Source organism: Sphingobacterium bovistauri, from assembly GCF_020295405.1.
In the GTDB taxonomy this organism is placed as follows: Bacteria; Bacteroidota; Bacteroidia; order Sphingobacteriales; family Sphingobacteriaceae; genus Sphingobacterium; species Sphingobacterium bovistauri.
In genome coordinates, this window is the sequence record NZ_JADEYP010000017.1 from 36265 (window position 1) to 49074 (window position 12810).

The following is a 12810-nucleotide window of genomic DNA, read 5'->3' on the forward strand; positions in this document are numbered from 1 at the left end:
TTTAGCCAATAGAATAAATTTAAAAGGTCAACGGACTTTTTCTAAACTTATAGTCCGTGTGACTATAGGAGCATTGTCTATTGCTATTATTGCAATACTTCTTTCTGTAGCTATACTAAGAGGCTTTAAAGAAGAGATAACAACGAAACAACGTGGTTTTTTTGGTGACCTTGTCGTTACAAAGCAAACTTTAGCTGATTATGCATTGATGCCAGTATTGCTAAGCGACTCTCAGAGGACGGAGATATTAAGTATTCCGACTGTTGAATCTATTAATGGTTTCGCAACTCAGGTAGGGATAATCAATGTTAATTCGGAAGTAGAGGGGGTGATGCTGAAGGGGATAGAGCCAACTTACGATCAGCGTTTTTTAAAAAGTAGTTTAGTTGATGGAAATATTCTAAACCTAGAGGAAGATAGCAATGAGCAGCAATTGCTCATTTCATATTATCTTGCGAATCGATTAAGCTTGAAAGTGGGTGATGACTTAATAATGTCATTCGTAAAGGACAATCGTACACGCAAAAGAAAGTTTCTGATCACAGGTATTTATAGAACAAATTCAGATGATTGGGATAAAAATTATGTGGTTGGATCCATTGAAGTGATTCGTAAGATGAATAATCTATTGGTTAATGAGACAGGTGCTTATGAAATACGAATCAATGATTTTTCAAAGTTGAATGAAGTGACAGAAGCAGTTAATGAGGTATTGCCCGTAGAATTGAAAGCTACAAATGTAGTTGAATTTTGGGCCGATGTATTCAATTGGCTGGAAATGTTGGATATGAATGATGATATTATTTTCGTATTGATGGTTATTGTAGCAGTGATAAATATGGTCTCATCGTTACTCATCACTATTCTAGAACGTACAAATATGATAGGTATATTGAAGGCTTTAGGGATGAATAATACAGCGTTGCGTAAAGTGTTTATGATGAATTCTTTATATATCATCGGATACGGTCTGTTGATCGGTAACTTAGTCGCATTTTCTGCCTATTTTTTCCAGAGAGCTACACACTTTTTTAAATTAGATCCTAGTATATATTATTTGGAGTTTGTGCCAATGCACATTGATGTGCTTACAGTAGTTGTATTAAATATATCTGTTATAATTTTAGTGTTTTTGACTACTATAATACCTTCAATGCTTATAACTCGGATATCACCAATTAAGGCTATTCAATTTAAGTAATTGGTTCCGAATTCCTAATTGCCGTGTTTTTTTTGTATTTTAACTGCGATTAAAATTAATCCACTAATATAATTGCAGAATACAATGAATAATAAAGTGATCGATCATTTGATCCATGCTTTTGAAGCGCCTCTTACTAATCCTGTCTTAATTTTTTCACTTGTTTTACTAATTATTTTATTATCCCCTATATTACTACGTGCTATCCGAGTACCAGGTATAATAGGATTGATATTAGCAGGGGTAGTTGTCGGGCCGCATGGGTTGAACTGGTTGGAGAAAAGTTCTGCTGTGAATTTGTTTTCAACTATAGGTTTACTTTATATTATGTTTATAGCTGGTCTTGAGTTGGATATGAACGAGTTTAAAAAGACCAAACACAAGAGTGCTTTGTTTGGCTTTTTTACATTTATTATTCCAATTGCTATTGGTTTTCCTGTTTGTTTTTACGGTTTAGGTTATGATTTGCTACCTAGTGTACTAATTGCTAGTATGTTTGCTACACATACATTGGTGTCTTATCCAATAGTAAGTCGTTATGGCATTTCTAAACATGAAGCTGTAGCTATTACTATCGGGGGTACGATCTTGACGGACACAGCGGTATTGATAATTCTTGCAGTTATTACTGGTGCAGCACAAGGGGATATTAATCAGGAGTTTTGGGTGACTTTGGGTGTTTCTTTTGCGGTTTTCCTACTTATTATGTTTGGTATAATACCTCGCATTGCCAAGTGGTTTTTTCAAAGAGTAGAGTCAGAGAAGACAGGGCATTATATCTTCGTGCTAACAGTGGTCTTCTTTTCCGCTTTTATGGCTGAAATAGCTGGTTTAGAACCGATAATTGGGGCTTTCGTTGCAGGTTTAGCATTAAACAAGCTTATTCCGCATTCTTCGGCTTTGATGAACCGTATAGAGTTCATTGGAAATGCTATATTCATTCCTTTCTTTCTTATTTCAGTAGGAATGATCGTTGATGTTAGTGTATTAATGAAAGGTCCTACAGCGCTAATTGTAGCTGCTACATTGACTGTTGTTGCTGTGTTGGGTAAGTTTTTAGCTGCAACTGCTACACAGTTAACCTTTAAATATTCCAAAAATGAAAGAAATCTCATTTTTGGATTAAGTAATGCACATGCTGCGGCCACTTTGGCCGTTATCATGGTTGGTTATAATAATAATATAATTGATGAAAATGTGTTAAATGGTACAATAGTCTTGATATTGGTTACTTGCATTATTGCGACTATGATGACAGAAAGTGCTTCTAAAAAGGTCGTGCGTGAGGGACATCAAGATGATGAGCATATAGAGCATGTAGAAGAGTCAGAAGAACAGATCATGATTCCTATTGCCAATATGAGCAATATGGAACCCATTTTGGATTTTGCAACGCTTATAAAATCAAAAAAGTCTCCATTCCCAATTAATATTGTCAGCGTCGTACCGGATGATGAACAGGCTGAAAGGAATATTATCGAAGCAAAAAGAAATCTAGAGAATACAGCTAAATACGCTTCTGGTTCTGAAACTGAAGTAGAACTATTGACTACTGTCGATATGAATATTCCGTCAGGTATAGCGCGTATGTCAAAATCAGTACTGGCAGATATTATTATAATGGGATGGCCTAGTGTGGTTTCTTTTGTTGACAAAATAGTAGGAGAAAAAGCAGAAAGTATTTTGAATAAGACCGATGCAACTTTGTTGATGTGTCGAATAGAAAAACCAATGATTACACATCGCTCAATTACTGTATTTGTACCTCCCTTAGCTGAATCTGAAGTTGGTTTTGGATATTGGTTGGAAAAAATATTAAAATTGGCTCAAGAATTGTCATTACCTATAAGTTTTGTATGTGATGCAAGAACCGAAGAGAATATTGATGAAGCAAAAAATAAATTAAAATCAAGTGTTAGAGCGACTTATGGTAATTACGAAGATTGGGATAATATCTATGGACTTGCCACTTTTAGCAATTCAGACTCGCTATTAGTTTTTGTTTCTTCAAGAAGTGGAGAAGTTTCTTATCGAGATTCATTAGATGGTCTAGCAAAGCGAGTAGGGAAATATTATAAGAATCAAAACTTAATTTTAATTTTCCCAAGTCGTCAAGAAAATCAACATATTGATGAGTACGAATCTGTTGAAGCTTCACCAATCTTTAGGAAAATATCACGCGAAATAGGTAATATATTTAATAAAGAAAAATAGCAAGCACTAAAACTATTTAATTATGGGCGAAAAAATAACTATGGGAACAAATGGTATATTATCTGTTCCTAATCAACCAATTATTCCTTTTATTATAGGCGATGGCATTGGCTCAGATATTTGGAATGCTTCTGTTAGGGTTTTTGACGCGGCAGTTCAAAAGGCATACGGAGGTAAGCGTTCTATAACATGGAAAGAGGTTTTGGCTGGAGAAAAGGCTTTTAATGAAACAGGAAATTGGCTGCCGAATGAAACGTTGGATACTTTCAAAGAATATTTAATTGGAATTAAAGGACCACTTACTACACCAATAGGTGGGGGAATTCGATCTTTAAATGTTGCTTTACGCAAGGAATTAAATTTGTATGTGTGCTTGAGACCGACTAAATGGTATGAAGGTGTACCATCACCAATAAAGCGTCCTGAGGATGTAGATATGGTTATTTTTCGTGAAAATACCGAAGATATTTATGCAGGCATTGAATTTTCTGCTGATTCTGAGGACTCAAAAAAACTTCAAAAATACTTGTTAGAAGAATTAGGTGTTGATTATTCTTTTAATCAAAATTCAGGAATAGGGATAAAAATTGTGTCTGAGGAAGGCTCAAAACGTTTGGTTCGTTCAGCGATAGAGTATGCTATTGAACATAAGAAATCTTCGGTGACCATAGTGCATAAAGGTAATATTATGAAGTACACCGAAGGAGCATTCAAACAGTGGGGATTTGAAGTTGCCGAAAAGGAATTTGGTCAATTCACTTATACATGGGGACAATGGGAGCGTACAAAGGAGGAGAAGGGGCAGGATACTGCTAATGCAGAGCAAAAGGCCGCAGAAGCTTCCGGAAAAATAGTTATAAAGGATATTATCGCAGATAATTTTCTGCAACAAATACTGTTAGCACCGAAAGATTATTCAGTCGTAGCTACATTAAACCTGAATGGAGACTATATATCAGACGCGTTGGCTGCTATGGTAGGGGGGATAGGGATTGCTCCAGGTGCAAATATTAATTACAAAACTGGACATGCTATTTTCGAAGCAACGCACGGGACAGCGCCACGTTTTGCAAATACTGATACGATGAATCCTTCTTCGGTAATTTTAAGTGGTGTGATGATGTTGGAGTACATGGGGTGGAACGAAGCTGCGGATAGTATTGTAAATGCCTTATCTCAGGCTATAAAGGATAAAACAGTTACGGTAGATTTTTACAATTTAATGGAAGGTGCTATTCTATTAAGAACTAGTGAATTTGCAGATAAAATAATTGAAAAAATATAATGTTATACGAAGAATTGCCATCTTTTATTCGTCAATCAACGATTTTTACTGATACTGATAAGTATAAATTATCTAAAATACATGAGCTACCCACGGAGTTGGAAGTTGATAATTTTAGATTACAGCCGGCCATTCAAGAATTGACGAATACTTTTATAGGTGATGACTCTACAAGAGATATTCATCTTCAAGAAAAGGCAAAGGAATATTTAAGTCAAGATGATATTTTGTCAGCTTGGAAAGTGATTTTACTATAGAATAGTAAAATCACTTTTTATATTTAATTAAACATATTTTCTGAATCCCTGAAAAAGAAGTAATATACGATAGCCAATAAAATAAGTGTTACAAGTATTACTAAGATTATGGTTTTACCAGCGGGCTTATCATCAACTTCTTCCTTAACTACTTCGGGTACTTTTCCTTCCCATTCTTCTTTTTTGTGTTCTTCTTGCATATCGCCGATGTATTAGTGCTATGAATAGAACAATCAAGAACCTTTTAAGTTTTGGTGATTTTTTAAACAATAATGCTCAGTCTTTTAGAAGCTGAGCATTATTGTTTAAATTGATAAATATATTTATTTCTCTTTGAAATAATGTCTTATCTCATTCCTTAGGTTGTAATTTGAAGCCATTACTTCTCCATAAGCACCAGCGGTACGAATAGCAATTAAATCACCTCGTTCACATATTGGTAATTCAACCTCTTTGCCGAAACAATCTGAGCTCTCGCAAATAGGTCCTACAACATCATAATTCATAAACTTACTGTCAGCTTCAATCTCACCAATTTTTTCGATTTTATGGTATGCTTGATACAATGCCGGGCGCATCAATTCGGTCATACCTGCATCTAGAATAAGGAAATTTTTCTTTACACCGCTTTTGGTATACAAGACTTTACTCACTAGAGTCCCGCATTGTGCTACTAGAGCACGACCCAATTCAAAGTGAACTTCGTGCTGAGCTGTGCGTTCTAAAAATTTATCAAATACGTCAAAATAAGCTTCAAAATCAGGGATAGGATTCGCATCTGGATTTTTGTAGTCTACACCCAATCCTCCGCCGACATTAATTACTTTTATATAAGTACCACGCTCTTCAAAGAAATTTTTCCATTCATTAACCTTTACACACAACGATTTGAATACATTCATATCTGTAATTTGTGAACCCACATGAAAGTGTAATCCAATAAGGTTAATGTGCGCGCAACTTTTAATAACAGAAGCAGCCTTCTCTAATTCGGAATTAGGGACGCCAAATTTGTTTTCGTCTAAGCCCGTAGTAATATAATGGTGGGTATGTGCATCTACATTAGGGTTGATACGCAATGAAACATTAGCTTTCTCGCCAATTTGCTCTGCTAACTCATTGATTACTTCTAATTCTTGAATAGATTCAACATTGAATGCAAATATTTTGTGCTTTAAAGCTGCAATGATCTCTTTATCAGATTTACCTACACCAGCAAATGTAATTTTTTCTGCAGGGAAACCAATCTCCATTGATTTTTCCACCTCACCACCACTTACACAATCAGCCCCATAGCCTTTAGATTGTATGAGCGATAGTATCTTATCATTAAAATTTGCTTTAAGGGCGTAATGAATATGGAAATTTCTTTTGTCAGCAGCTTTCTTTGCAGCGTCTAATGTACGTGTTAATAGTTCTAAATCGTAAAAATAGAATGGAGTCTCTTGCTGTGTTAAACTTTGTTTTATTTCTTTGTTTTGAAACATGGTAGAATTTATCAGCTATTAAAATAATCTATTGTGCAATGAACGTAAGGCTTCAGTTTTGTGTTTTGAATCTAATAATATAGACACATTGTAATCTGAACCGCCATATGAAATCATACGAACAGGTAAATGCTTAACTGCATCCAATACGCGTGCAGCATATCCATGTGTGTTTGCCCCAAAGTCACCTACTACACAAATAATAGTTTGACCTTCATCAACACCAACCTTACCAAATAACTCGACTTCTTTGATGATCTCTAACAAGTTACTCGTGTCATCAATTGATAACGATACTGCAACCTCCGAAGTTGTAATCATATCAATCGGAGTTTTATAGCGTTCGAAGATTTCAAATACTTTGCGTAAGAAGCCGTAAGCCAGCAACATACGTGAGGAATGGATATGAATAGCAGTGATGCCATCTTTAGCTGCAATAGCACGGATAGATCCTTTTTCAGCTCCATTTTTTGAGATCAAAGTACCCTGTGCAGTTGGATCCATTGTGTTTAACAAACGTACAGGTACATTATATTTTTGTGCAGGAAAAACAGATTGAGGATGTAATATTTTAGCGCCGAAATAAGCTAATTCTGCCGCTTCGTCAAAGCTTAAATTTGCAATAGGTTTGGTGCCTGAAACTATACGAGGGTCGTTATTGTGCATACCGTCTATATCAGTCCAGATTTGAACCTCATCAGCTTTAATAGCAGCACCAATCAATGAGGCTGTGTAATCTGAACCACCACGGCGTAAATTGTCAATTTCACCGAAAGAATTTCTGCAAATAAAACCTTGCGTAATGAATAATTTGTTGTCAGAATTTTGTTCTAAAAATGGGGATAATTTCTCCGTAATGTAGTCAACAATAGGTTCATTGTCTTCATCGATTTTCATGAAATCTAATGCTGGTAATAAAACTGAAGGAATATTGATTTCAGTTAAACGCAAGTGCCATAATGTAGTCGACAATAATTCTCCTTGAGCCAGGATAATCTTCTCTTCTGTTGGTGTAAAGACATCGTGGTTACCAAAGTCTCCAATAAGATTGAAATGGTAGTCAATTAATTCTTGACCTTGTTTTAAACCTTTCTCTGAAGTAAAAAGCTCTTTAATAAGACCTTCGTATTTATCTTTATGTGCTTTGATTAAATCTAAAGCTTTTGATTTATCTCTATCTGAAAATGCTTGTGCTATTTCTACTAAAGCATTCGTTGTGCCAGAAACTGCTGACAATACAACGATTTGACGTTCATTAGGGTTTACAATATCTAGTAAGCCTTTGATGCGTGCAGCACTTCCCACTGAAGTACCACCAAATTTTAAAACTTTCATGTTATAATTAGTAAAATATTTTAGTCTATGTTGTAAATAATTGCCAAATATACATATACAAAAATGCGGCACAAAATGCTAATAAGCTCTTGTGCCGCATAAATTTTATGCGGAAGAATTACTTCTTCAGATTTTCAATCAATAATTGAGCTAATTCCTCTCCAATACGCTCTTGAGCTTCATTTGTTGCTGCACCAATATGTGGTGTCAATGAAATTTTAGGGTGTGTTAAAATATCTGTTCTAGGATTAGGCTCGTCATCAAAAACATCTAAACCTGCAAATGCTACTTTGCCTGAGTTTAATGCGTTAATTAGTTCTAATTCATCAATTACACCGCCACGAGAAGCGTTCACAAGGCCTACACCATCTTTCAATAATGCAAACTCATCTTTGCCAATAGCTGGCTTATCTAAGAATGGAACGTGAAGAGAAATGAAATCAGATGAAGCGAATAAGTCATTTAATTCCACCTGCTGTACTGGTACATCAACAGAAATAGAGCCAGATAATTCAATAGTTAATGCTTTAGGGCCTTCGAATAAATCGTAGTATACAACATCCATTCCCATTCCTAGGGCGATTTTTGCAGTTTCACGACCGATACGGCCAAAGCCTACAACACCTAGCGTTTTCCCTTTAAGCTCAACACCTCCAGCGTACAATTTTTTCAGACCTCCAAAATTTGAATTTCCATCAACTGGCATTTTGCGGTTAGAATCATGTAAGAAACGAACACCTGTTAATAGGTGAGCAAAAACTAATTCTGCTACGGAGTGAGAAGACGCTGCTGGAGTATTAACTACAGCAATACCTTTACTGCGTGCATACTCTACATCTATATTATCCATACCTACACCACCACGGCCGATAGCTTTGATATTTGGACATTGATCGATTAATTCTTGACGAACTTTAGTAGCGCTACGTACAGTGATAGCATCGTAATTATTTAATTTTGAAGCTAATTCAGCTTGAGGGATGTGATTTGTGTCCACCTCAAATCCAGCATCTTCTAATATTTTTTTACCGATAGGATCAATCCCATCATTGGCTAATATTTTCATTTTTCTGTTAGTTTATTATTTATGACTTTCTTCAAATTCACGCATCGCATCCACTAAAGCATTGATAGAAGTAATGCCTAATGCATTGTATACAGAGGCCCTGAAACCACCCACTGAACGGTGACCTTTAATACCGATTAAGTTGCGCTCTTTAGCCAAAGTTAAAAATTCAGCTTCCAGTTCAGGAGTGTCCATTACAAAAGTAATATTCATTCTTGAGCGATCTTCTACAGCGGCTGTACCTTTGAAAAAAGTATTTCTTTCGATTTCATCATATAGTGTACGTGCTTTGATGATGTTTTCTTGCTCAATAGCTTTAATGCCACCCTTTGCTTTCAACCAACGTAAATTTAACATTGAAACAAAGATCGAGTATACAGGAGGGGTGTTGTACATCGAGCCAGCTTTGATATGTTCTTGATAATTGAAAATAGTAGGGATTGAACGTCCTGATTTTCCTAATAAGTCATTTTTTACAATCACTAAAGTTACACCTGCAGGTCCCATGTTTTTTTGAGCCCCAGCATAGATCAAATCAAACTCAGCAACATTAATTTCTCTACTTAATATATCAGAGGACATATCTACGATAGTAGGTACTGTTGTTTGAGGTTTTTCAAAAATTTCTGTGCCGTAGATTGTGTTATTTGATGTATAGTGAAAATATGTAGCATCTAGAGGGATATCAAAGCCTTTAGGCACATATGTGTAATTGCTTTCTTTTGATGAGGCAACAATATCAATTTGGCCAAAGTTTTTGGCTTCCTTCGCCGCTTTACTAGCCCATACACCAGTGTCCAAATATGCAGCTTTACCACCTTCAGGTAGTAAATTCATTGGGATCATAGCAAATTGTTGACTTGCTCCACCTTGCAAAAATAGCACGGAGTAATTTTCTGGAACATTTAATAACTCACGAACTAAACTTTCAGTTTCTGCGACTACCTCTTCAAATTCTTTTGAACGATGAGAGATTTCTAATATCGATAAACCTGTATTATTGAAGTCAAGAACTGCTTTTGCAGCCTCTTGAAATACCTCTTGAGGTAAAATACACGGCCCTGCTCCAAAATTATGTTTCATTACTGTTTGTGTTTGTTTTATTTTTTAGTGCAAATATAATAGCTTTTTTGATTATTTCTCAAAATAAAATGCTATTCTTTGTCAAAAATTCATCAAATATTAGCTTTTTGTAAAATTAAATCATTTGTCTTGTCTAGTAATTGTATACTTAGGAGCGTTTTAAGTGATTATGTAACATGGAATTACAACGTTAAAATTAGGTCTGAAATTGATGTGTTTCTATTAAGTTTTTATTGTCTCAAAAGTCCGTTATGTTGATAAAAAATCGTACCTTCGCAAGGTATCGTATTAGATTAATTCGTATCAAAAAATAGTTTTACAGATTCCTATTCAAAATATGGCTGAAGAAACAGAAAATGACAATAATTTAGTTCCTGCTAACGACAGGATTGTTAAAGTTAATATTGAAGACCAAATGAAATCTGCCTACATCGATTACTCGATGTCGGTAATTGTATCACGTGCTTTGCCTGATGCAAGAGATGGCTTGAAGCCTGTACACAGACGTGTGCTTTATGGTATGGATGGTCTAGGAGTAAGTTCTGGGAAGCCTTACAAAAAGTCAGCACGTATTGTAGGTGAGGTGTTAGGTAAATATCACCCACACGGTGACTCTTCGGTGTACGACACGATGGTACGTATGGCGCAGCATTGGTCTATGCGTTATCCGATGGTAGATGGTCAAGGTAACTACGGCTCATTAGATGGAGATCCTCCTGCAGCGATGCGTTATACTGAGGCTCGTCTTCGTAAGATAGCAGAAGAAATGTTGGCAGATCTTAAAAAGGATACTGTTGATTTTCAATTAAACTTTGATGACTCGGAACAAGAGCCCACAGTATTGCCTACGCGTATTCCTAATTTGTTAGTGAACGGAGCTTCAGGTATTGCTGTAGGTATGGCGACAAATATGGCTCCGCATAATCTGACTGAAGTTATTGATGGTACAATAGCCTATATTGATAATAGAGATATAGAGATTTCGGAATTGATGCAACACATCAAAGCACCAGATTTCCCTACAGGAGGATTAATCTATGGGCATCACGGTGTTCGTGAAGCTTTTGAAACTGGTCGTGGACGTATTGTGATGCGTGCAAAAGCAGAAATCGAAACGACAAAGGCAGGCCGTGAAATTATTGTGGTAACCGAAATTCCTTATTTGGTTAATAAGGCAGATATGATTAAGCGTACTGCAGAATTAGTCAACGAGAAAAAATTAGAAGGAATATCTGAAATTCGTGATGAGTCTGCTAAAGATGTACGTATTATTTATGAAGTAAAACGTGATGCAAACGCGAATGTTGTCCTAAATAACTTATTTAAACATACATCACTTCAGTCTTCATTTTCAGTAAACAACATTGCCTTAGTAAAAGGAAGGCCAATGATGATGAATTTGAAAGATATGATTGAAGTGTTCGTTGAGCATAGACATGATGTCGTAGTAAGACGAACAAAGTTTGAATTGGCAGAAGCAGAAAAGCGTGCCCATATCTTGGAAGGCTACTTAATTGCTTTAGATCATTTAGATGAAGTAATCAAATTGATTCGTAGCTCAGATACACCCGATGAAGCACGTCTTGGGTTGATGGAAAAATTCAGTTTATCCGACATTCAAGCTCGCGCAATCCTAGATATGACTTTACGTCGTTTGACAGGACTAGAGCGTGATAAAATCAAGGAAGAATATGCTGAATTGATGAAAACGATTGATTATTTGAAGCAAATTTTAGCTGATGAAGGATTACGTTATCAAATCATCAAGGATGAACTTATCGAAGTAAAAGAGAAATTTGGTGATGAGCGTCGTTCATTAGTTGTGCATTCTGCTGAAGATATGACAATGGAAGACTTTATCGATGATGAAGAAGTTGTTATCACTATTTCTCATAATAGCTATGTAAAACGTACGCCACTTACTGAATACAAACGTCAGGGACGTGGTGGTAAAGGTTCTATTGGATCAAATACAAGAGAAGAAGACTTTACGGAACATATTATTACAGCAACGGCACATAATTATATGTTGTTGTTTACCGAATCTGGACGTTGTTTCTGGTTACGTGCATTCGAAATTCCAGAGGGAAGTCGTACTTCAAGAGGACGTGCACTCCAAAATATTATCAATGTACCGAAAGAAGAAAAAATAAAGGCTTTCATTTTGGTGAAAAACTTGAAAGACCAAGAGTACTTGGAAAACAATTTCATCATCATGTGTACTAAGAAAGGTACCATTAAGAAAACTTCTTTAGAAGCTTATTCACGCCCTCGTGCTAATGGTATTAATGCTATTAATATCAATGAAGGTGATCAGCTAATTGAAGCTTGTTTGACGAGCGGAAATAGTGAAATCGTAATGGCATTACGTTCGGGTAGGGCTATACGTTTTAATGAATCTACGGTTCGTCCTATGGGAAGAACAGCTACTGGAGTGCGTGGTGTTACATTAGCGCACGAAAAAGATGAAGTAGTTGGCATGATTAGTGTTGATAGTTCTGAAGTATCTGTATTGGTTGTTTCAGAAAAAGGTTACGGTAAACGTACCGATATTGACGATTACCGCATTACAAATCGTGGTGGTAAGGGTGTCAAAACAATTAGTGTAACAGAGAAAACAGGTGAATTAGTCGCAATTAAGGGAGTGACAGATAATGATGATTTAATGATTATCAATAAGTCCGGTATTGTGATTAGAATAGGTGTTGATGCATTACGTGTAATGGGACGTGCTACGCAAGGTGTTCGTTTGATTACGCTAAAAGAAAATGATGAAATTGCATCTATTACTAAAGTAGCTCGTGAAGAGGAAGAAGAGATAGAAGAAGGTACAGAAGATTCAACTGCAGATCAAGATAATAATACTGATTCAGAGGAATAAT

The 12810-nt window shown here is 35.9% G+C and carries 10 protein-coding genes; 5 read left to right on the forward strand and 5 right to left on the reverse strand.

Annotated elements, in window-relative coordinates; genetic code table 11:
• Window positions 1-58: 58 nt before the first annotated feature.
• The 4 genes from IPZ78_RS10235 to IPZ78_RS10250 all read left to right on the forward strand — a co-directional run bounded on the left by IPZ78_RS10235 (window position 59) and on the right by IPZ78_RS10250 (window position 4957).
• Window positions 59-1201 (forward strand): ABC transporter permease, encoded by a 1143-nt coding sequence (locus IPZ78_RS10235; protein WP_225553339.1) that lies wholly within the window; start codon window positions 59-61, stop codon window positions 1199-1201.
• 84 nt (window positions 1202-1285) lie between these two features.
• Window positions 1286-3415 (forward strand): cation:proton antiporter, encoded by a 2130-nt coding sequence (locus IPZ78_RS10240; RefSeq protein ID WP_225553341.1) that lies wholly within the window; start codon window positions 1286-1288, stop codon window positions 3413-3415.
• Between the two features lie 22 nt (window positions 3416-3437).
• Window positions 3438-4700: an NADP-dependent isocitrate dehydrogenase gene (icd, locus tag IPZ78_RS10245; protein WP_225553343.1), complete on the forward strand. Its 1263-nt coding sequence runs from the start codon at window positions 3438-3440 to the stop codon at window positions 4698-4700.
• Window positions 4700-4957 (forward strand): hypothetical protein, encoded by a 258-nt coding sequence (locus IPZ78_RS10250; RefSeq protein WP_225553346.1) that lies wholly within the window; start codon window positions 4700-4702, stop codon window positions 4955-4957. Before icd ends, IPZ78_RS10250 begins: the two co-directional genes overlap by 1 nt.
• A gap of 23 nt (window positions 4958-4980) precedes the next feature.
• Here the strand turns inward: IPZ78_RS10250 and IPZ78_RS10255 are convergent, their stop codons facing one another.
• The 5 genes from IPZ78_RS10255 to serC form a co-directional block, all read right to left on the reverse strand.
• A complete protein-coding gene (locus IPZ78_RS10255) occupies window positions 4981-5157 on the reverse strand; it encodes a hypothetical protein (RefSeq protein WP_225553348.1) in 177 nt (58 codons plus the stop codon).
• A gap of 123 nt (window positions 5158-5280) precedes the next feature.
• Complete coding sequence (gene lysA / locus IPZ78_RS10260) at window positions 5281-6444, reverse strand: diaminopimelate decarboxylase (RefSeq protein ID WP_225553349.1); 1164 nt, start codon at window positions 6442-6444, stop codon at window positions 5281-5283.
• An 18-nt stretch (window positions 6445-6462) separates the two neighbouring features.
• Complete coding sequence (locus IPZ78_RS10265; protein WP_225553351.1) at window positions 6463-7779, reverse strand: aspartate kinase; 1317 nt, start codon at window positions 7777-7779, stop codon at window positions 6463-6465.
• A 118-nt stretch (window positions 7780-7897) separates the two neighbouring features.
• Window positions 7898-8845: a D-2-hydroxyacid dehydrogenase gene (locus IPZ78_RS10270; protein WP_225553353.1), complete on the reverse strand. Its 948-nt coding sequence runs from the start codon at window positions 8843-8845 to the stop codon at window positions 7898-7900.
• Between the two features lie 15 nt (window positions 8846-8860).
• Window positions 8861-9928 (reverse strand): 3-phosphoserine/phosphohydroxythreonine transaminase, encoded by a 1068-nt coding sequence (gene serC, locus IPZ78_RS10275; RefSeq protein ID WP_225553355.1) that lies wholly within the window; start codon window positions 9926-9928, stop codon window positions 8861-8863.
• A 337-nt stretch (window positions 9929-10265) separates the two neighbouring features.
• On the opposite strand from serC, the gene gyrA reads away from it, so the two are divergent.
• Window positions 10266-12809 (forward strand): DNA gyrase subunit A, encoded by a 2544-nt coding sequence (gyrA, locus tag IPZ78_RS10280; RefSeq protein WP_225553357.1) that lies wholly within the window; start codon window positions 10266-10268, stop codon window positions 12807-12809.
• Window position 12810 lies beyond the last annotated feature (1 nt).